This window comes from Paraburkholderia hospita, assembly GCF_002902965.1.
Classification (GTDB): Bacteria; Pseudomonadota; Gammaproteobacteria; order Burkholderiales; family Burkholderiaceae; genus Paraburkholderia; species Paraburkholderia hospita.
Map to the genome: position 1 here is coordinate 3,408,242 of NZ_CP026105.1, position 20,696 is coordinate 3,428,937.

At 62.7% G+C, this 20,696-nt stretch carries 19 protein-coding genes and 2 pseudogenes; 3 read left to right on the forward strand and 18 right to left on the reverse strand.

Annotated elements, in window-relative coordinates; translation table 11 throughout:
* Positions 1 to 59 precede the first annotated feature (59 nt).
* A complete protein-coding gene (locus tag C2L64_RS15410; RefSeq protein ID WP_086909292.1) occupies positions 60 to 554 on the reverse strand; it encodes a gluconokinase in 495 nt (164 codons plus the stop codon).
* A 10-nt stretch (positions 555 to 564) separates the two neighbouring features.
* On the reverse strand, positions 565 to 1,926 hold the full coding sequence (locus C2L64_RS15415; RefSeq protein WP_007588531.1) for a GntP family permease: 1,362 nt from the start codon (positions 1,924 to 1,926) through the stop codon (positions 565 to 567).
* Between C2L64_RS15415 and C2L64_RS53255 the strand changes: the two genes are divergently transcribed.
* The gene (locus C2L64_RS53255) at positions 1,925 to 2,227 is read left to right on the forward strand and encodes a hypothetical protein (protein WP_143055702.1); all 303 of its coding nucleotides are present in this window, start codon (positions 1,925 to 1,927) and stop codon (positions 2,225 to 2,227) included. The genes C2L64_RS15415 and C2L64_RS53255 overlap by 2 nt on opposite strands.
* Here the strand turns inward: C2L64_RS53255 and eda are convergent.
* Together eda and edd are read right to left on the reverse strand one after the other, a co-directional pair.
* Positions 2,178 to 2,819, reverse strand: a complete 642-nt coding sequence (eda, locus tag C2L64_RS15420; protein WP_079486953.1) for a bifunctional 4-hydroxy-2-oxoglutarate aldolase/2-dehydro-3-deoxy-phosphogluconate aldolase — start codon at positions 2,817 to 2,819, stop codon at positions 2,178 to 2,180. The two genes, C2L64_RS53255 and eda, sit on opposite strands and share 50 nt — an antisense overlap.
* Positions 2,820 to 2,838: 19 nt before the next feature.
* Positions 2,839 to 4,749, reverse strand: coding sequence for a phosphogluconate dehydratase (gene edd, locus C2L64_RS15425; protein WP_090835919.1), 1,911 nt, complete (start codon positions 4,747 to 4,749; stop codon positions 2,839 to 2,841).
* 302 nt (positions 4,750 to 5,051) lie between these two features.
* On the opposite strand from edd, the gene C2L64_RS15430 reads away from it, so the two are divergent.
* The gene (locus C2L64_RS15430) at positions 5,052 to 5,897 is read left to right on the forward strand and encodes a MurR/RpiR family transcriptional regulator (protein WP_086909291.1); all 846 of its coding nucleotides are present in this window, start codon (positions 5,052 to 5,054) and stop codon (positions 5,895 to 5,897) included.
* Positions 5,898 to 6,122: 225 nt separating this feature from the next.
* Here the strand turns inward: C2L64_RS15430 and C2L64_RS54880 are convergent.
* From C2L64_RS54880 to C2L64_RS15480, 11 genes and pseudogenes are all read right to left on the reverse strand, one after another.
* Positions 6,123 to 6,359 (reverse strand): annotated as a pseudogene (locus C2L64_RS54880) (YadA C-terminal domain-containing protein); the annotation flags it as partial.
* A 15-nt stretch (positions 6,360 to 6,374) separates the two neighbouring features.
* A pseudogene (locus tag C2L64_RS56285) lies at positions 6,375 to 6,542 on the reverse strand (ESPR domain-containing protein); the annotation flags it as partial.
* Between the two features lie 570 nt (positions 6,543 to 7,112).
* Positions 7,113 to 7,535, reverse strand: a complete 423-nt coding sequence (locus tag C2L64_RS15440; protein WP_086909289.1) for a CopD family protein — start codon at positions 7,533 to 7,535, stop codon at positions 7,113 to 7,115.
* Positions 7,536 to 7,565: 30 nt separating this feature from the next.
* Positions 7,566 to 8,837 (reverse strand): glutamate-5-semialdehyde dehydrogenase, encoded by a 1,272-nt coding sequence (locus tag C2L64_RS15445; protein WP_086909288.1) that lies wholly within the window; start codon positions 8,835 to 8,837, stop codon positions 7,566 to 7,568.
* A 228-nt stretch (positions 8,838 to 9,065) separates the two neighbouring features.
* A complete protein-coding gene (gene holA, locus C2L64_RS15450) occupies positions 9,066 to 10,190 on the reverse strand; it encodes a DNA polymerase III subunit delta (protein ID WP_086909287.1) in 1,125 nt (374 codons plus the stop codon).
* Between the two features lie 42 nt (positions 10,191 to 10,232).
* Entirely contained in the window at positions 10,233 to 10,784 is a 552-nt protein-coding gene (locus tag C2L64_RS15455; RefSeq protein WP_086909286.1) for an LPS-assembly lipoprotein LptE, read from the reverse strand.
* Positions 10,785 to 10,826: 42 nt separating this feature from the next.
* The gene (leuS, locus tag C2L64_RS15460) at positions 10,827 to 13,421 is read right to left on the reverse strand and encodes a leucine--tRNA ligase (protein WP_007588546.1); all 2,595 of its coding nucleotides are present in this window, start codon (positions 13,419 to 13,421) and stop codon (positions 10,827 to 10,829) included.
* A gap of 234 nt (positions 13,422 to 13,655) precedes the next feature.
* Entirely contained in the window at positions 13,656 to 14,126 is a 471-nt protein-coding gene (locus C2L64_RS15465) for an ExbD/TolR family protein (protein ID WP_090835917.1), read from the reverse strand.
* Between the two features lie 75 nt (positions 14,127 to 14,201).
* Entirely contained in the window at positions 14,202 to 14,939 is a 738-nt protein-coding gene (locus C2L64_RS15470) for a MotA/TolQ/ExbB proton channel family protein (RefSeq protein ID WP_090835916.1), read from the reverse strand.
* A 62-nt stretch (positions 14,940 to 15,001) separates the two neighbouring features.
* A complete protein-coding gene (dapB, locus tag C2L64_RS15475; protein ID WP_090835915.1) occupies positions 15,002 to 15,799 on the reverse strand; it encodes a 4-hydroxy-tetrahydrodipicolinate reductase in 798 nt (265 codons plus the stop codon).
* Positions 15,800 to 15,956: 157 nt separating this feature from the next.
* On the reverse strand, positions 15,957 to 16,865 hold the full coding sequence (locus C2L64_RS15480; RefSeq protein ID WP_090835914.1) for an outer membrane protein assembly factor BamE: 909 nt from the start codon (positions 16,863 to 16,865) through the stop codon (positions 15,957 to 15,959).
* 111 nt (positions 16,866 to 16,976) lie between these two features.
* Here C2L64_RS15480 and fur point away from each other — a divergent pair, with 111 nt between their 5' ends.
* Entirely contained in the window at positions 16,977 to 17,405 is a 429-nt protein-coding gene (gene fur / locus C2L64_RS15485) for a ferric iron uptake transcriptional regulator (protein WP_086909281.1), read from the forward strand.
* 116 nt (positions 17,406 to 17,521) lie between these two features.
* Here the strand turns inward: fur and C2L64_RS15490 are convergent, their stop codons facing one another.
* From C2L64_RS15490 to C2L64_RS15500, 3 genes are all read right to left on the reverse strand, one after another.
* A complete protein-coding gene (locus C2L64_RS15490; RefSeq protein WP_086909280.1) occupies positions 17,522 to 18,034 on the reverse strand; it encodes an ureidoglycolate lyase in 513 nt (170 codons plus the stop codon).
* A gap of 38 nt (positions 18,035 to 18,072) precedes the next feature.
* Positions 18,073 to 19,083 (reverse strand): allantoicase, encoded by a 1,011-nt coding sequence (gene alc, locus C2L64_RS15495; RefSeq protein ID WP_090835913.1) that lies wholly within the window; start codon positions 19,081 to 19,083, stop codon positions 18,073 to 18,075.
* A gap of 97 nt (positions 19,084 to 19,180) precedes the next feature.
* Positions 19,181 to 20,509 carry a C4-dicarboxylate transporter DctA gene (locus C2L64_RS15500; protein ID WP_007588556.1) on the reverse strand — a complete coding sequence of 443 codons (1,329 nt, stop codon included), beginning with the start codon at positions 20,507 to 20,509 and terminating at the stop codon, positions 19,181 to 19,183.
* Between the last annotated feature and the right edge of the window lie 187 nt (positions 20,510 to 20,696).

Below are 20,696 nucleotides of genomic sequence, written 5' to 3' on the forward strand. Positions count from 1 at the left end.
CGGCCCGCGCAGCGAAAACAACCATTGCTAGCGGGCCATCAATCAACCACTACAAAACCCTACCTCGCGCGAAACTTACTGAGCGTCTCCTCAACAATCTGCTCAGGCTTGAGCTCGATACTGACAGTAATCGCCTCATCGTCGCCAGGCTCTTCCAGCGTATCGAGCTGGCTCTGCAGCAACGAAGGATCAAAGAAATGCCCCGTGCGTGTCTGCAGACGCTCCTGCAGCACTTCCTGCGAGCCCTTGAGATAGACGAAGCAAACATCCTTATCGCCCGCACGCAGGATGTCGCGATAAGAACGCTTCAACGACGAACAAGTAAACACCGCATCCTCATTCGCCGCCTGCTTCTCCTCGATCGCAGCGCGAATCGTTCTGAGCCACGGCCAGCGATCATCATCCGTCAGCGGAATGCCGTTGTGCATCTTCTCCTTGTTGGCAGCGCTATGAAACGCATCGCCATCCGTGAAGCTGCACTTGAGCCGCTCCGCCAGCATTTCTCCAATGCGGGTCTTGCCGGCGCCCGACACGCCCATCGCGATCAAAATCATCTGAAACTCCTTACAGGACCGCCGCCAATGCGAAGGTCAAACCCAAGCCCATCAGCGAAATGATGGTTTCGCAGAGCGACCACGTCTGGAACGTCTGCCCCACCGTCATTCCGAAATACTCCTTGATCAGCCAGAAACCGCCGTCGTTGACATGCGAGAAAATCAGCGAGCCCGAGCCCGTCGCAAGCACCAGCAGTTCCGGCTTCACCTGCACACCGCTCGCCTGCGCAATCGGCGCGACGATGCCGCAGGCCGTCGTCATTGCAACCGTCGCCGAACCCGTCGCGAGACGGATCAGCGCGGCAACGAACCAGCCGAGCAGCAACGGCGACAGATGCGCAGAGGTCGCCGTTTCGACGATCTGCTTCGAGATGCCGCTATCCATCAGCACGCGGCCAAAACCACCGCCCGCGCCGACGATCAGCGTAATGCCCGCGATCGGCGCAAGACATTCGCCGCAGAACTTCTGGATCTGCTCGCGGTTAAAGCCGCGGCTCGCGCCAAACGTCCAGAAGCTGACGAGCACCGCAATCAGCAGCGCAACATCGGACGTGCCGATGAACTTCAGCAGATCGTTCGGCGTCGTTTTCGGCGCGAACACGAGATCGGCCCAACTGCCGATCAGCATCAGGATCACAGGCAGCAGGATCGTGAAGAGCGTGATACCAAAGCCCGGCAGCTCGCGCGAGCCCGCCTGATGTTCGGTATCGACGAACTGCGCGGCGAGCGGATTGTTTTCCGCGAGTTTGATATGACGGTGGATCAGCAGCGCGAACAGCGGACCAGCGACAATCGCCGTCGGCACGCCGACGAGCAGCCCGTACGCGATCGTGCGGCCGATGTCCGCGTGATACGCCTGCACCGCAAGCAGCGCAGCCGGGTGCGGCGGTATCAGGCCGTGCACGACGGACAGACCCGCGACCATCGGCAGGCCGATCAGCAGCAGCGATTTGCCTGTGCGTTTCGCGACGTTGAACGCGATGGGAATCAGCAGCACGAAGCCGACTTCGAAGAACACAGGCAAGCCGACGATGATCGCGACGAACATCATCGCCCAGTGAATGTTCTTTTCACCGAACCAGTTGATTAGCGTGGTGGCGATGCGCTCGGCACCGCCCGATTCGGCCATCATCTTGCCGAGCATCGTGCCGAGGCCGACGACGATCGCGATGTGACCCAGCGTATTGCCGTTACCCGTTTCGAACGACTTCACGATCGTGCCCGCCGGCATGCCGACGGCCAGACCCAGCAGCAACGACACGATAATGAGGACGAGGAACGGATAGACCTTGAAGCGCGTGATCATCAGGATCAGCACCGCAATGGCAATCACGGCGTAGATCAGCAGCATGCTGCCGTGGACAGCTTCCATGAAGCTCCTCCTTTGCTTTGTTGGTTTGAATTGCAAAGTGCTGCGGCACCTCGCCCGCTTCCGGATGCTGAAAGTGCCTTCGAGCACTTTCGCGGACGCTGAATTTTACTGTTTGTTGATATCGGTGGCGCGTGGAATAAACCCGCGCAAAAATCAAAAAAAACCTCGCCGCTGCAGCCCGTCAGGAGCTGAAGCGGCGAGGCTCGTTACAGCAGCCGGTTCCGCGCTTGTTCAAAACACGATGCTGCGCATCAGTGTGCAGGCGCTGCCAGTTCGCTCGCAGCGCGCGCGAGACGCGTGACTTCGTCCCAGTTCTGCGCAGCGAGCGCCGCCTTCGGCGTCAGCCACGAGCCGCCCACGCACACCACGTTCGGCAGCGCGAGGAAGTTTGGCGCTGTTTCCGCCGTGATGCCGCCCGTCGGGCAGAACTTCAGCGTCGGGAACGGGCCGTGGAAAGCTTGCAGCATCGGGATGCCGCCCGCCTGTTGCGCAGGGAAGAACTTGACGATTTCATAGCCCAGTTCGAGTGCGACGATGATGTCGCTCGGCGTCATTACGCCGGGCAAAAGCGGCAGACCGGCGTCCTGCGCGGCCTTGTGCATATCTTTCGTGAGCCCCGGCGACACGCCGAACTGCGCGCCCGCCTTCTTTGCCTGCTCGCAATGTTCGGGCCTCGTGATCGTGCCGACGCCAACGACGATGTCTTCGGCAAGCTGGCTCGCGCGCTCGATCGCCCCGATGCCCGCGGGCGTGCGCAGCGTGATTTCCAGCACCTTCACGCCGCCTGCGTGCAGTGCGCGCGAAACGTGTTCGCCCTGTTCGACGGTATCGAATGCGAGGACCGGGATCACCGGACCGAGGCGCACGATTTCGCTGACTGTTTTCGACGTCATCTTCAGACTCCTTTTCGCTTTATTTCTGCATTGCGTGGCTGGCTTCGCTTGCCACGGCGTTTGCCGTTCCAGTTTCGTGCTGCGTTGCGTGCGACGCTTCGCCGACGAGCGGCCCGAACACCGATGCACCGAGCTCCGCCGGCGCCGCCGCCGCACGGAACACACCGAACAGCTCACGGCCGAAGCCCACTTCGTTTTCCGCCTGATGCTGCGACACGGCAATCGGACGCGTGGCCCACTCGGCGTCGTCGATTTCGACGTCGAGCACGCCTGCTTCGGCGTCAATCACGAGCATGTCGCCCGTTCGCACCTTGCCGAGCGGCCCTTGCAGCAGCGTTTCCGGCGACACGTGAATCACGGCGGGCACCTTGCCCGATGCTCCGGACATGCGGCCGTCCGTGACAAGCGCGACATGGAAACCCTGATCCTGCAACACGCCGAGCAGCGGCGTCAAACGATGCAGCTCGGGCATGCCGTTTGCGCGCGCGCCCTGGAAGCGCACGACGGCGATGAAGTCGCGCTTCAGCTCGCCGTTATCGAAGGCTTCCTGCACGGCTTCCTGCGAATCGAACACGATGGCAGGCGCCTTCACTGTCCGATGCTGCTTCGCAACGGCCGAAATCTTGATCACGCCGCGGCCGAGCTTGCCTTGCATCAGACGCAAACCGCCGTCCGGCTGGAACGGATCGCCGATGGCGCGCAGCACAGCCGTGTCGTGGCTTTCGGCGGCGGCCGGCACCCACGTCAACTTGCCGTCGAGCAGTTTCGGCTCTTCGGCATAGTGCGAAAGACCCTTGCCGACGACCGTGTTCACGTCGTGATGCAGCAAGCCACCTTCAAGCAGATTGCGAATCAGATACGCCATGCCGCCCGCCGCGTGGAAGTGGTTCACGTCGGCCTTGCCGTTCGGATACACCTTCGCGAGCAGCGGCACCGTAGCCGACAGCGTGTCGAAGTCGTCCCAGTCGATGATGATGCCCGCCGCGCGCGCGATCGCGACGAGGTGCAGCGTGTGATTGGTCGAACCGCCCGTCGCCAGCAGACCGACGATGCCGTTGATGATCGCCTTCTCGTCGATTACGTGGCCGATTGGCATGTAGTGGCCGCGGTCCACCGTCAGGTCGAGCACGCGGCGCGCAGCTTGCGCAGTCAGCGCATCGCGCAGCGGCGTATGCGGATGCACGAACGCCGAGCCCGGCAGATGCAGGCCCATGATTTCCATCAGCATCTGGTTGCTGTTGGCCGTGCCGTAGAACGTGCAGGTGCCGTGGCTGTGATACGCGGCGGCCTCGGATTCGAGCAGCTCATTGCGGCCACATTGGCCCGTCGCGAATTCCTGGCGCACTTTGGCCTTGTCGTCGTTCGACAGGCCGCTCGTCATCGGGCCGGCGGGCACGAAGATGGTCGGCAGATGGCCGAATTGCAGCGCACCAATCAACAGGCCCGGCACGATCTTGTCGCACACGCCGAGACACAGCGCCGCGTCGAACATATTGTGCGTGAGCGCGACGGCCGTGCTCATCGCGATCACTTCGCGCGAGAACAGCGACAGTTCCATGCCCGCGTTGCCCTGCGTGATGCCGTCGCACATCGCCGGGACGCCGCCCGCGAACTGCGCTACGCCGCCGTTTTCACGCGCGGCGGCCTTGATGATGTCCGGGAAATCCTTGTACGGCGCGTGCGCCGAGAGCATCTCGTTGTACGACGAGACGATGCCGATGTTCGGCTGGCGGATCTGCTTGATGACGAGCTTGTCGTTGCCCTCCATACCGGCAAAGCCGTGCGCGAGGTTCGCGCACGACAGCGCGCCGCGCGCCGGGAATTTGCCCTGCGCCTGGTCGATGCGTGACAGATACGCGTGGCGCGTCGGCTTGCTGCGCTCGATCACGCGCTTCGTGACTTTCATCAGTTGCGAATGCGGGGAAACCATCGATGCTCCTTCGTCGCTGGCCTGCGCGCCTTGACACGAGCGCTGTACGCCAGATTGGTATCGCGGGAAACGGCATGAAGAGCCGGCAACCGGGATATTAGTAGAAAAACTACAAGCACACAATGTGGCAGTTACTGAATTGGCGTCGTTGCGGGATTGGCCTGAAACCTTTACGCACTGGCGTCTCTGGCGTTTTCCCGCAGGTCGCCAGGGTAATCACCTACAGTACATATGTAGTTTTTGTACCTGATTCGTCTATCGGCTATAGTCCACGCATTCTTCAGCATAGTGCGAGATTCCCGATGATGCTGTCCCAGGTGGAAGCGATGCGCGACCAGATGCGCCCATCCGAACGCAAGCTTGCCGACTACGTGATCGAGGCGCCGCGCGAAGTGCTCGACCTGTCGATGACGGAGGTCGCCGCGCGCGCGGGCGTCAGCCAGCCGACCATCGCGCGCTTCTGTCATGCGCTCGGCTTCTCCGGCTTTCGCGAGTTCAAGATCCGCCTTGCGCAAGGGATAGCAACGGAAGTGCCCGCCGTGTATCGCGACGTGCGTCCCGACGAGCCGACGCCCGGCGTCGCCGCGAAGGTGCTCGACCGGACCATCGGCGCACTGATCCAGGTGCGCAACAATCTGTCGACCGACAGCGTGGCGGCGGCGATCCAGCTGCTGGCGCAAGCGAAGCGGATCGAGTTCTATGGCGCGGGCGGCTCGGGGATTGCCGCGCTCGACATGCAGCACAAGTTCTTCCGGCTCGGCATGCCGAGCGTCGCTTATTCCGACCCGCATACGTTTTTGATGTCAGCGGGATTGCTTGGCGAAGGCGATGTCGTCGTCGCGATCTCGAATACGGGTCGCACGCGCGACATCATCGACGCGGCGAAATCCGCGCTCGCCGCGGGCGCGAAGGTGATTGCCGTGACGCATGGGAATTCGCCGCTCGCGCGGATCGCGTCGATCGGACTGTTCGCGAATGTCGATGAAGACACCGACATCTTCTCGCCGATGACGTCGCGTACGTCGCATCTCGCGATCGGCGACATTCTGGCCGTCGGCGTCGCATTGCAGCGTGGGCCGGAGCTGGCGGAAAAGCTGGCCGGCGCGAAGGATCTGATTGCGAGACGCCGGACTGGGCCGCAGGAATAGATCGGCTGCGTGCGTCGAAGCACGCCACGCCGCAGGATGACGGGCCGCGTGAGTGATCCGGCACGCGCTGCAATGCACGGCAGGTGAAGCGCGACACCAGGACGAAGCGGACATACAAACGCAAAACGGGCACCCGAAGTGAGCCCGTTTCGTTTTGAAGCTTACTGCTGGTGAAGACTGCGCTCAGGCGGTCATTGCTGCACCGCCCTTACGCCTACTTCCCGATTACCACTGATACGACGCACCGACACCGACGGTCGTGCCCTGACCGCTGATACCGGCGCCGAGCTTGACCTTGATGTTCTGCGTGATGCGAGCCGAAGCACCCAGCGCAGTGGCCTGATAGCCATGGTACGAACCGGCACCGATACCGACCGCGATCGTCTTGCCCTGATCGACGTCCGGAATCATTGTCAGCGCCGTACCGGTTACCGCGATTAGCGCACCGAAGGCAGCTGCAGCATGCACAGTACGACTCCTCTTGCCTCGTGCGGTAGTGGTTTCCGCTGCGGCCACCCAAGTCCCAGTCGTTTCGTTCCAGACTGATCGATAAGTCTTGTTAATCTGTAATCCTAAAAATATTGACAATTTTCCGGCGCAGAAAGGAAAGTTCCGGCACGGCAATGAGATACCTCTCGCATCCATCGAGTGAATGCGACGCTTACGCGAAAATTAAGTGTTGGTACCCACTCCGAAGAACCCTGACTGCTGATTCGGCCAAGCAGGCGCGAGAGCCGATTTTTGAGATGAGCTGTCTAAGAACGACTAAGATTTCGCCCCTTCTACCTACCGTGCATGCACTTTATTGCGATACAGCATGCGCCTGAATCGGACGACTCCTAAAGCATGCTGATAGCGCGTGCATAGACGGAATCGCTTGGCTTTTTTGTCAGCGAAATTTAAGAGTGAAGGTCTACGTGCCCAGTCTGAGCAACGATGGGCGTCGGGCAACACGATGGATGAGGTGATCTGGTGCGCTCTGCGCCGAGACAGCACGAGCGGGCAAGGGCCGCTTTAGTGGAATCGCAACCGTCGTCGCGACGGCCTGTGGGAATGAGCGGCCTCGTCGTTTAGCGCGAACTTGCACGCCATGGATAGCGAAGAATATCGTTAGCCCGTTGGGCTTAAACGATTGCAGGAAAGCAAAAAGCCCGGTTTGCTGTTACCAGCAAACCGGGCTTCTGAACGAATTTCCCGAACCGAGCAGATCGAAAACTAGAATGGCTTGATGACCACCAACGCCACGGCCGCCAGCATCCCCAGCACGGGGAGTTCGTTGAACATCCGATACCACTTGTGCGAGCGCTTGTTTTCACCGCGCTCGAATGTCCGCAGCAACACGCCGCAATACGCGTGATAAACGATCAGCAGCACCACAACGCCGACCTTCGCGTGAATCCAGCCCTGCCCGCTGCCGATGCCCACCGCGAGCCACAGCCACAACCCGCACGCCAGCGCCGGCACCGCGATGAACGTCATAAAGCGAAACAGTTTTCGCGCCATGATCAAGAGGCGTTTCAACGCGTTCGGATCGGTCTCCATCGCGAGATTCACGTAGATCCGCGGCAGATAAAAAAGCCCCGCGAACCACGAGGCCACCAGCACGATGTGAAAAGTCTTGATCCACAACATCGGCATTAATCCTTCTATTTGTTTCGATGCCCTAAATTATTGGCGACCTTCGCCGTGCCCCAGCACGACGTATTTCATCGATGTCAGCCCGTCCAGTCCGACAGGCCCGCGTGCATGCAGCTTGTCGTTCGAAATGCCGATTTCCGCGCCGAGTCCAAACTCGAAGCCATCGGCAAAGCGCGTCGATGCATTGACCATCACGCTCGCCGAATCCACTTCGCGCAGGAAGCCCATCGCGCGGTCGTGGTCTTCCGTGACGATCGCATCCGTGTGATGCGAGCCGTATTCGTTGATATGCTCGATCGCCTGATCGATGCCGTCGACCACCTTGATTGCCAGCACGGGCGCGAGATATTCGGTGCGCCAGTCTTCTTCGGTTGCATCGACCAGCGGCGCGACGCCCGCCGCTTCGAGCACCTGGCGCGCCGCGGGATCGACACGCAGTTCTATGTCCTTGCCGCGATACAGCTTGCCGAGCGCCGGCAGCACTTCGGCCGCGATACCGCGTGCAACGAGCAGCGTCTCCATCGTGTTGCACGTGCCGTAACGATGCGTCTTCGCGTTATCGCAGACCGTCATCGCCTTCGCGATGTCCGCGCGATCGTCGACATACACGTGGCAAATGCCATCGAGGTGCTTGATCATCGGCACGCGCGCTTCTTCCATCAGGCGCGCGATCAGGCTCTTGCCGCCGCGCGGCACGATCACGTCGACGTATTCCGTCATCGTGATCAGCTTGCCGACTGCGGCACGATCGGACGTCTCGACAACTTGCACCGCTTCCTGCGGCAAGCCCGCTGTTTCGAGCCCTTCGCCGATCAGCTTCGCCAGCGCCGTGTTGCATTCGAGCGCTTCCGATCCGCCGCGCAAGATCGTCGCGTTACCCGATTTGAGGCACAACGCCGCCGCATCGATCGTCACGTTCGGCCGCGATTCGTAGATGATGCCAATCACGCCCAGCGGCACACGCATCTGGCCAACCTGAATCCCGCTCGGCCGAAACTTCAAACCGCTGATCTCGCCGATCGGATCGGCCAGCGCAGCCACCTGCCGCAAGCCTTCGACCATCGTCTTCAACGCCTTGTCCGACAGCGTCAGGCGATCGATAAACGCGGCGTCGTGGCCCTTCTCGCGAGCACGTGCCAGATCACGCGCATTCGCTTCTTTCAGTTTGGCCGTCTCGCGTTCGATGGCGACTGCAATGGCTTCGAGCGCGACATTCTTCGCCGCCGTCGACGCCCGCGCCATCGCACGCGATGCGTGACGCGCGCGGCGGCCGAGGTCGGTCATGTACTGGTCGATATCCATGATGATTCCCGTTGTGCCGCTCTTTGCGTGGATGCGGCAGACAATTTCTGTAAGCGGAACGATCCGCCGATTGTATGACGTGTGACAGTTGTCTGCTCGGGCGAGCGGCGCCGTGTCACGGGCTGGGAAAGGCTGCCGCGCCGCGTTTGGGATGGATCCGGTGTTCCGCCGATACGCTCGCGTTATTGAAGCGAGATCAGCGGCCAGATCCGTCAGGCGTGCGACAGCCTACGACGGTCGGCGCATTGGCGCCGGTCGCGCCGCAGCTGGCCGGTTTGGCATGCCACGCACCGGAGAAGCGGATGCGCCCGCGACGGCCATTGCGAGTTCGAAAAGCCCCGCCCACGGATCGGGCGGCGGGTCGTTGCGATGATTGCCCGGCGTGCCGCCCGACAACCCCTTCACCTGTCGATCGAGCTTCGCCGCGAGCGCCAGCGCCTTTTCCAGCGACGCCTCCGTCACACGCGACAGCGCCGGTCCAACGAGCCGCTCACGCGGCCCCCACACGCGGTTTTCACGCAGCAGCATCGGCAGCGGCTTGCCCGCCTCGACACCGCGCTTGATGCGCAGCAGCGTGCGAATTTCTTCGACGACAGCCCACAGCACGAGCACGGCCGCTTCGCCTTCGCCCTTCAGCCCGTCGATCATCCGCGACAGACGGCCGACGTCGCCCGCGAGCATGGCTTCGTTGAGCTTGAACACGTCGTAGCGCGCGACGTTGAGCACGGCGTCGTGAACCTGTTCGAACGACAGCGCGCCGGACGGATACAGCAACCCGAGCTTCTGGATTTCCTGATGCGCAGCGAGCAGATTGCCTTCGACGCGCTCGGCGATGAATTGCAGCGCGCGCTTGCCCTCTTCGCCCGCCGCAACGCGCTGGCCTTGCTGCGCAAGACGCTGCCCAACCCAACCCGGCAACTGCGCGCGCTCAACAGGATCGATCTTCAACGCGACGCCCGCATCGGCCAGCGAGGTGAACCATGCGGCCTTTTGCGTCGCCGCGTCGAGGCGCGGCAACGTGACAAGAGTGAGCACGTCGGGATTCGCCGACGCGGCCAACGTCTTCAGCGCATCCGCGCCTTCCTTGCCGGGCTTGCCCGTCGGGATGCGCAATTCGACCAGTTGCCGGTCGCCGAACAGCGACATCGACTGACTCGCGCCAAGCAGCGAACTCCAGTCGAAGCCGCGTTCCACCGTGAACACCGTGCGGTCGGTAAAGCCGTTCGCGCGCGCCGTCGCGCGGATGCGGTCGCACGCTTCCTGCGCGAGCAGATGCTCGTCGCCGTACACGACGTACAGACCGGCGGGACCTTTCGCGAGATGCGCTTCGAGCGCGTCAAGACGCAGTTGCATGGCGACGGATGAACGAGAGTGAAAGCAGGTCGATGCTGTGGATCAAAGCGGCGGCGGCGGCAGCGGTGCTCGCGGATTGACGCCCGGCACTTCCTGGCCCGGCGCCGGATGCAGCGAACGCACGACGGCAAGACGGCGCATCAGCTGATCGACGGCGTCGTTCTGCATGTCCGCGTAAAGGATGTCCGCTTCCGAAGCCTTCGCTTGCGAGAACTGATCGCTATACGTCATCGCGCGATTCAGATGGATCGCGCTCGGCGGAATCAGCAGCGTGCCGTCCGCGCCGCGCACCGTGTAGTTCAGCCAGTAGTCGAGCGCGTATTCCTCGACGACACCCAGCGAGTTCAGCGTCAGCACGCTGTTGCCGCGTCCTTCCGAGATCTGCAGGATGGCGTCGGCGTTGGCGGGCGAATTCACGATCACGGTGTCGCTGCCGCCCTGCACCATGCGCGTGAGGCGCGCGGAGACGGGCGCCGACGCGCCCGCGATGGCGAGGCGCTTGAACGCATAGTCCTGCTGGCCGCGCAACTGGAAGCCGCACGCGGACAGCAGCGCCGCGCTGCACGCCAGAGTCAAAAACGATCTGCGAGTCACATGAGCTCCTGGTTCGCAGTTAAAGCGCAATCGATGCGTGCATCAGACGACGACGTTCACGAGGCGGCCCGGCACGACGATCACCTTCTTCGCCGGCTTGCCCTCGCTGAACTTCGCGAACATCTCGTGCGCGAGCGCAACGGCTTCGATCGCTTCGCGCGATGCGTCCTTCGCGACCGTCACAGCGCCGCGCACCTTGCCGTTCACCTGCAGCACGAGTTCGATCTCGCTTTGCTCCAGCGCCTTTTCGTCGACTTTCGGCCACGGCGCGTCGAGCAGCGTGCCGAACTCGGCTTCGTAGCCGAGTTCCTGCCACAGCTGGAACGTGACGTGCGGCACGACGGGATACAGCACGCGCAACAGCACGCCGTAGGTTTCGCGCAGCACAGCGGCGCTCGCGCCTTTCGCGCTGTCGACCGCGTTGAGCATCTTCATCGCCGCCGACACGACCGTGTTGTACTGCAGACGCTGATAGTCGAAATCGGCCTGCTTCAGCACGCTGTAGATTTCGCGGCGCAGCGTCTTGTCGGTATCGGCGAGCTTCGCGGCGTCGAATGCGCCGCCCTGCGAGAGCGCCGCTTCATTCGCCTGGCCGAACGACCACACGCGGCGCAGGAAGCGGCTCGCGCCTTCGACGCCCGCGCCCGACCATTCGAGCTGCTGCTCCGGAGGAGCAGCGAACATCGTGAACAGACGCGCGGTATCCGCGCCGTACTGGTCGATCAGCACCTGCGGATCGACACCGTTGTTCTTCGACTTCGCCATCTTCTCGACGCCGCCCAGCACAACGGGCTGGCCGTCGGCGTTCAGCGTCGCACCGACCGGGCGGCCCTTGTCATCGTGCGTAACGGTGACGTCGGCGGGGTTGTACCAGGTCTTCTTGCCCGCGTCGTTTTCGCGGTAGTACGTTTCATTGAGCACCATGCCCTGCGTGAGCAGGTTCTTCGCCGGCTCGCCGAACTTCACGATGCCCAGATCGCGGCAGACCTTCGCCCAGAAACGCGAGTACAGCAGGTGAAGAATGGCGTGTTCGATGCCGCCGATGTACTGATCCATCGGCATCCAGTAATCGGTGCGCTCGTCGACCATCGTCTTCGCGTCGGGTGCCGCGTAGCGATAGAAGTACCAGGACGAATCGACGAAGGTGTCCATCGTGTCGGTTTCGCGCTTCGCGGCCGCGCCGCAGGTCGGACACGTGCAGTTCAGGAACGCTTCCGACTTGGCGAGCGGATTGCCCGTGCCGTCCGGCACGAGGTCTTCCGGCAGCACGACGGGCAGATCCTTCTCGGGCACCGGCACGTCGCCGCACGACGGGCAGTGGATGATCGGGATCGGAGTGCCCCAGTAGCGCTGGCGCGAGATGCCCCAGTCGCGCAGACGCCACGTGACCTGCTTGTCGCCGAGACCGAGCGCTTTCAGATCAGCTGCGATCGCGTCGACGGCTTCGCTGTACTTGAGGCCGTCGTACTTGCCGCTGTTGACCAGAACGCCGTTTTCCTTGTCGCCGTACGACTCCTGCCAGGCGTCCGTCGAGAACGGCTGGCCTTCGACTGCGACCACCTGCTTGACGGGAATGCCGTACTTCTTCACGAACGCGAAGTCGCGCTCGTCGTGCGCGGGCACACCCATCACGGCGCCTTCGCCGTAGCTCATCAGCACGTAGTTGCCGATCCACACCTCGACCTTTTCCTGCGTCAGCGGATGCGTGACGAAAAAGCCCGTGGCCATGCCCTTCTTTTCCATCGTCGCCATGTCGGCTTCGGCGACGCCGCCGTGCTTGCATTCGTCGATGAATGCCTGCAGTTCCGGCCGGCCTTGCGCGAGATGCGTCGCCAGCGGGTGCTCCGCGGCGACCGCACAGAAGGTGACGCCCATGATCGTGTCGGCGCGCGTCGTGAACACGCGCAGCAGCTTTTGCTCGCCGTCCAGTTCGTACGGGAAGCCGAAGGTCACGCCGAAGCTCTTGCCGATCCAGTTCTGCTGCATGATCTTCACGCGCTCGGGCCAGCCGAGGCCTTCGAGATCGTTCAGCAGTTCATCCGCGTACTGCGTGATGCGCATGTAGTACATCGGGATTTCGCGCTTCTCGACGAGCGCGCCCGAGCGCCAGCCGCGGCCGTCGATCACCTGCTCGTTCGCGAGCACGGTCTGATCGACCGGGTCCCAGTTCACGGTGCCCGTCTTCTTGTATGCGATGCCCTTTTCGAGCATCTTCAGGAAGATCCACTGGTTCCACTTGTAGTAGTCCGGGCTGCAGGTGGCGACTTCGCGCGACCAGTCGATGGCAAGACCCATCGACTGCATCTGCTTCTTCATGTACGCGATGTTGTCGTACGTCCACTTTGCGGGCGGCACGTTGTTGGCCATCGCGGCGTTTTCGGCGGGCATGCCGAACGCGTCCCAGCCCATCGGCATCAGCGTGTTGTAGCCGTTCATCCGCAGATAGCGGTACATCACGTCGTTGATCGTGTAATTGCGTACGTGCCCCATGTGCAGCTTGCCCGACGGATACGGCAGCATCGAAACGCAATAGAACTTCGGCTTGTCGGCCTTTTCCGTCGTTTTGTACGCGTCGGTGGCGCGCCATTGTCCTTGCGCGGCGGATTCGACGTCGGAGGGAACGTATTTTTCGTGCATGGTGTGATGGGATCGCTGTTCGGTGCCGCTGTTCGGTTGCTTCGGCACCGGCACGGTGCTCTGCGTGATGAAAGTCTTGTCGATTCCCCTCTCGTCAAGGGGAAAGGGCTGATTATACCGTTCGGCCGGGTTCACGCCGCGCGCGATTGAGCGTATGCGATGCGTTTTGCGCGCCGATTCGGCGGGATGGGTGGTGAAAGCGTGCTGTTGGCCCGGTGCGCGGGCTGCTTCGGCTTATTGCGCGGCCGATGCGGCAGCGGGAGGCGTCGGCCGGCCCGCTTTGGCGTCGCCCGGCGGCGGCTCCGTCACGAAACCGATCCGCTCCAGACCCGCCTGCTGCGCCGCGCCCATCACCTGCGCGATCACTTCGTAGCGCGTCGAGCGCTCGGCGCGCAGATGAATTTCCGGCTGTTCTTTTTGCTTGCCGGCGTCGTTGAACTGCGCGCGCATCTGGTCGAGCGTGATGGGCTTGTCGTTCCAGTAGAGCTTGCCCGCGGCGTCGATCGACAGCGTGATGGTCTGCGGCGTTTCGCGCGCCTCGGCGGCCGCGACGCGCGGCAGATCCAGCCGGATCGCGTGCGTGAACAGCGGCGCCGTGATGATGAAAATGACGAGCAGCACCAGCATCACGTCGATCAGCGGCGTCATGTTGATGTCCGCCATCGGCGCGGCCGTCTTGTGCCTTTCGAGTCCGCCGAATGCCATGTGTCGTGCCTCGTTCTTCCCGTTTGATACTTACCGATGCCTGCTCGTCTGCCCGGCGCCGAGCCCGATGCGGCTCTATGCCTGCGTCCGCGCCGGCGCCCGTTCGCCGTGGGTGTCTCTCGCGCCGCCGCGTGCGTTATCGGACGCTTCGCCTGCGGGCGCGCAGACATACGCGTGCAGATCGTGCGCGAAGCCGTCGAGTTCCTCCGACAACTGCCGCACCATCCGTCCAAGCACGTTATAGGCAAGCACGGCGGGAATCGCGACGACGAGGCCGAACGCCGTCATGATGAGCGCCTCGCCGACGGGACCCGCGACGTTCTCGATCATCGCCTGCCCGCTTTGCGCGATGCTGCCGAGCGCGTGATAAATGCCCCACACGGTGCCAAGCAAGCCGACGAACGGCGCGGTGCTGCCCACCGACGCCAGCAGCACCTGCCCGAACTCGAGCCGCCGCTGCGAGCGGTGCAGCGCCTGGCGCAGCGCGCGCAGCACGCGTTCGCTGCGTTCGACGCGCGCGAGCAGCACGCCCGGCGTCTCGACTTCCGACGCCTGCAGCGCCGCTTCCGCCAATGGAGAGAAGATGTGCTCGCGATCCGCGAGACGCAGCGCTGCGACGCCTTCGGACAGCGTCGGCGCCTGCCAGAACCGCGCGATGGCGCGCGGCCCTTGCCGCTTCGCGCGGCTCAGTATCCAGCTTTTGACGATCAGGAAGCACCAGCTCGCAACCGACATCGCCAGCAACACGTACGCGACGCCATGCGTGATGGCATCGCTGGTTTGCAGGTAGTGGAGGATGCCGGTGTCTGCCATCGGAGCTCTTTGGTCGCCTCGGCTACGACGCCTTGGCGGGTGAGAACAGGCTCACGCGGGGCTTAGCGCAAGCCGAGCACGTCCTGCATGTCGAACAGGCCATTCGGGTGGCCTTCGAGGAAACGCACCGCGCGCACCGCGCCTTGCGCGTACGACAGGCGGCTCGCCGACTTGTGCGTGATTTCGATGCGCTCGCCGATGCCCGCGAACAGCACCGTGTGATCGCCGACGATATCGCCGCCACGAATCGCCGAAAAACCGATGGTCGACGGATCGCGTTCGCCCGTCACGCCTTCGCGCGCGTAGACCGCGCAATCTTCGAGCTTGCGGCCAAGCGCGTTGGCGATCACCTCGCCCATCGTCAGCGCCGTGCCCGAGGGAGCGTCGACCTTGTGACGGTGATGCGCCTCGACGATTTCGATGTCGTAGCCCTGCGAGAAATGAGGTGCAGCGAATTCGAGCAGCTTCATCGTCACGTTCACGCCGACGCTGAAGTTCGACGCGAACACGATGCCGATTTTCTCCGACGCGGCGCGAATCTGCGCCTTTTGCGCGTCGTCGAAACCCGTCGTGCCGATCACGAGCTTCGTGTTCGTGCGCAGCGCCGCGTCGATGTGCACAAGCGTGCCTTCGGGGCGCGTGAAATCGATCAGATAGTCGGATTGCGCGAGCACGGCGTCGATATCGTCCGACATCAGCACGCCCGTCTGCTTGCCGAGAAACGCGCCGGCGTCCTGGCCGAGTTGCGGCGCGCCGGTGCGGTCGAGCGCGCCCGACAGCGTAACTTCAGGATCGTTGAGGACGGTTTCGATGAGCATCCGGCCCATGCGGCCCGACGCGCCGGCGATGGCAATTTTCATGGGTAGTCCTGCTAACAACGCCTGAACATCGCGCCGACAGGCAGCGCGCCGAGAGGCGACAAAAGATACGAAGCGGGCGACGTCTCACAGCGAAACGGCATCGCGGCAAGACCCATGACAGGCGGACACGCCGCCCGTCATGTTACGGACAACGGAATCAGCCGCCCGTTCCCGTGGTCGTTTCCGATTGCGAGGAAGATTGCGACGACTTGGCGGGCGCGTCTTTCGACTGGCCGTTGTTACTTTCCGGGCCAGTTGGGCCCGTTGGGCCGACGGGGTTGTCGCTCGGTACGCCCTGCATCTGCGGAGGCGGCGGACGCGTGAAGCGGATCTGCGGCTGGCCCGGCTCCGTTGCGTTCTGCGGCACGCCACCGTTAGACGGCGGCGTGTTCGCGCGCACCGACGGCGTCGCGCCCGGCGCGGGCGATTGCACCGCGTTGGTCAGGCGGTTCGCAGCCTGTGCGGCCTGCGCGTTCGCGTCGACTGCGGGCAGATTGCCCGCCTGCGCGGCGTCCGACGTGGCCGAGCGCACGGTATCGGGCACCGTAATGGGCGCGGGCGCGTTCGCAGCAGCCGCCGCGCTCGCCTCGGCCGTTCCGCTGGCGACGACAGGCGCCACCTTCACCTTCTTACCGGTGCGATCGCCGTCGATTTCGGCGAGCAGTTCGAGGTTGGACGGCAGATCTTCGCCGCCCGACCAGCTCGCGACGCGATCACCCGTGAAGATCACGATGAAATCGCGCTGCTGGACGACTGCCGTCGAACCGCGCTTGAAATAGAAGACGTAGTCCCAGCGGTCCGCGTGGAACATGTCGGAAAGAAGCGGCGTGCCGAGTACCTGCCGGACCTGAGCGCGCGACATGCCAACCTGCATTTGCGCAGCCGCTTCCTTCGATACGAAGTTACCTTGAACCACGGTAATGCGGTACGGCGTGACGCTTTGGGCAAAACGCTGAGTCAGGCTGTCATACGTGGAACATCCAGCAAGAACCGCCACCGCCGCCGCGACGATCAAGGTACGCCGTACGCGGCTCCCCCGGTTGATCAATAGAGCTTTTGGAATCATTTCCCTCACCGTGCGGGCTACGCGAGCCGCGCGTGTTTCCGTGTAAGATGACCTGAACAGCAATTCACATTACCATTAGAACCCTGCATTGTACTCTAGGGATCCCTTGCCATGACCAATCCAACCGATCTGAAGAATATCGGACTCAAGGCGACCCTACCGCGCCTCAAGATTCTGGAAATCTTTCAGCATAGCCCGGTGCGCCATCTGACCGCCGAAGATGTCTACCGCAGCCTGCTGCATGAAGAACTGGATATCGGGCTTGCCACGGTGTACCGCGTGCTCACACAGTTCGAGCAGGCGGGCCTGCTGTCGCGTAGCAACTTCGAGTCGGGTAAAGCCGTATTTGAGCTGAACGAAGGAACGCACCACGACCATCTGGTGTGTATCGACTGCGGGGTAGTCGAAGAGTTTTTCGACCCTGAAATCGAAAACCGCCAGCAGGCAATCGCGAAAGAACGCGGCTTCAAGCTGCAGGAACACGCGCTTGCGCTCTATGGCGTGTGCACGAAGGAAAACTGCCCGCACCGCAAGCATTGACGCGGGTTTCCGGGCATTTCGCGGTGAGCGGCCCGGACAGGATTGCCAGTAAGACGCAGAAAGGCCCGGTCGAATTCGTCGACCGGGCCTTTTGCTTTTTTCTGCTTACCAAATCCTTAAATCGCCACTGTTTCGGACGATTCACGCTCCAGACGCCACGTTTGCGGCAACGCCAATTCATCGCAATTCGGCCCCTCTCCGCCACGATCGACGACGAGGAAGTCGCTCACGCGCTCCAACGCGAGCAGCGGATGATGCCAGACGCCTCTCGCGTAATTGACGCCCTGCCAGCCGCGCGTCGAGAACGCTCTTAGCTTCGCCGGATCAAGATCGCCGGCCGGTGCGACGACGATCAGATAAGGCGCATCCGACAGCGGCACGAACGCCTGGCTGCCGAGCGGATGCCGCTCCATCATCGCGATTTCGATCGGCCATGCACGCGGCTGCGCGCGAAACACGTTGATCAACGGACGGCCGCCTTGCGTGCTCACATCGACCTTCGCGAGGTCGTGATAACGCTCGGTGGTGCCTTCGTTGATCGGATAGTGGCGCGCGCCGTCCAGTTCAATCACGTCGCCGAATGGGGCGAAAGCGTCTCGTGTCAGGCGCTCGATGCGCAGTGTGTTCATGGCCGTCTCCATCGATCGTCTCTGCCGTGCAGCGTGTGTTATTCGAGTTCGCCCCACAGGCGCAAGCGCGATACGCCGCCGTCCGGGTAAATGTTGAAACGCACATGTGTCACGGGGCCGAGCGCGGCGAGTTCGGCGCTAAACGTATGCACGTTGTCCATCTGCAGCTTCTGTTCGGGCAACAGAACAGGCCAGAACATCGCTTGCGTGACGAGCGAGTCGTCGGTGCCGCCCGTCACGGACGCCGCCTGCAGCGAGCAGCGATCGGGGAAATTGCCCTTGAAATGCGCAGTATCCACTTCGACCTTGCGGATCACGCCCGGCCGCGCGAGCGCGACGATCGCCCAGTCGTTGCCCGGTTCGCGGCGGCGGCGCGTTTCCCAGCCATCGCCCATGTTCACGCCGCGTCCGGGCATCAGCATCTGCGAGGCCGGCCCGAAATGCTGATTGTTCGCGGCGACCAGATACGCGCCGTTTTCGACAGCGGCCAGATCGAGCAGGCTGCCGCGCTCGATGCGCTCCCAGTCGCGCTTCGGTTGCCCATAGACGCGCAGACGCGCAAGCCCGCCGTCCGGATACAGATTCACGCGCAGATGCGTGAACGCGCGCGTCTCGCTGACTTCGACGTAATGATGCTGATTGCCGTGCAGCGTGGTCGCGGGGACGAGGGTTTGCCAGTCGGTGTTGTCGGCGGGCACGTCGTCGTTCGAATAGCAGGCTTCGATCGAGGCCGCCGGCGGGAAATTGCCCGTGAAGTGGCTCGTATCGAGATCGACGCCATGCACGATGCCCGGCCGCGCGAGCCGCACCACGCAGTAGTCGTGGCCCGTCGTGCGCTTGCGGCGCGTTTCCCAGCCGTCCATCCATTTACCGTGATCGTCGTACTTGCCGGGGATGAACACGGCAGGCTGCGGGTCGAGCATCCGCTCTTTCGGTGCGAAGAATTCGTCGCTGGCAAAGAGCGCCTTCGCGCCCAGGCGCGGGTCGGCGAGGTTCATGTAGCGGCGTGTGAAGGCGGGTGCGTTCGGATCGAGAATCGGATTGGCCATGATCGGTTCAGTGTCGAGTTCGAGTGAAATGAGAGGCGGCGGACTGTGAGTCCGCCGCGTTTGCCATGAGTGGTCGGTCAGATGGCGGAAAGCGTTGTCAGACGGCGTGCGCCGGATTCGCGTGAGCCGTGTTGTTGTCGTGATCGGTGCTGGCGGGGACGAAGCGGTAGTCGCTGTCGAGGTTCAATACGTGGCGCGCGCGCGCCTTGTCGATATCGTTTTCCCACACGGCGACGACGACGGTCGCGACGCAGTTGCCGATCAGGTTGGTCAGCGCGCGGGCGATGCCGACAAACCAGTCGACGGGCAGGATCAGCACGAGGCCGAGCACGGGAATCGCAGGAATCGCCGAGAGCGTCGCGGCGAGAATCACGATCGCGGAGCCGGGAATGCCGTGCGCGCCCTTCGACGTTACCAGCGACACCAGCACGACGACGATCAGATCGTGCATCGACAGTGGCGTATTCGTCGCCTGCGCGATGAAGATCACCGCGAGCGTCAGATAGATCGAGAAACCGTCGAGGTTGAACGAGTAGCCGGTCGGAATCACGAGACCGACGGTCGAATCCTTCACGCCCATCCATTCGAGCTTGCGCATGATCTGCGGCAGCACGGCGTCGGACGAAGCGGTGCCGAGCACGATCGACAGTTCTTCACGCAGATAGCGGATCAGCTTGAACACGCTGAACCCGGCGAGACGCATCACGACACCCAGCACGACGGCGACGAACACGATGCAGCTCGCGTAGAACACGATGACGAGCATGCCGAGCTGCTTCAGCGACTCGACGCCATACGTTCCCGTGGTGAACGCGATCGCGCCCAGCACGCCGAGCGGCGCAAGCTTGATGATGAAGCTCATCACGCGGAAGAACACTTGTGCGAGTTCGTCGATCAGATCGTTGACGCGTTGCGCGCGCGGCCCGAGCAGCGACAGCGCGGAGCCGACCAGCACGGAGAACACGAGAATCTGCAGGATGTCGCCCTTCGCGAACGCGTCGATCGCGGTGTCGGGGATGATCTTCAGCAGGAAGCCGGCCGTGTCCTTCAGGCTCTTCGCGTGCTCCGTGTAGGTGGCGAGCGACCCGGCGTCGAGCGTATGCAGATCGATGTTCATGCCGACGCCCGGCCGCGTCGCATACGCGAGCACCGCGCCGATCACGAGGGCGATCGTCGTCATGATTTCGAAGTAGACGACGGCCTTCAGGCCGACGCGCCCCACTTTCTTCAGATCACCTGCATGCGCCATGCCGCTAACGACCACACAGAACACGATCGGCCCGATCACCATCTTGATCAGCTTCAGAAAGCCGTCGCCCAACGGACGCAGCGACTGCGCGAAATGCGGAAATAGCGCTCCGAGCACGATGCCCGCCACGAGAGCGATCACCACCCGGCCAAACAGCGAATTGAAAAACTTCAACACGGCTTTCTCCCAGTCACGAGTTGGGTTTGAACATCTGTTCATACTGGTCCGACCAGTACTGTTATGGCCAATAGTAGGAAGCCGATATAGTGAGGTCAAGGATTGTTGGGAGGGTGTTTACCCGGTCTGGTCTGACCGGACTTCTCGCCCGGAACTTGCGTGTGGGTGAAGGTTTGCGCGAAACGTC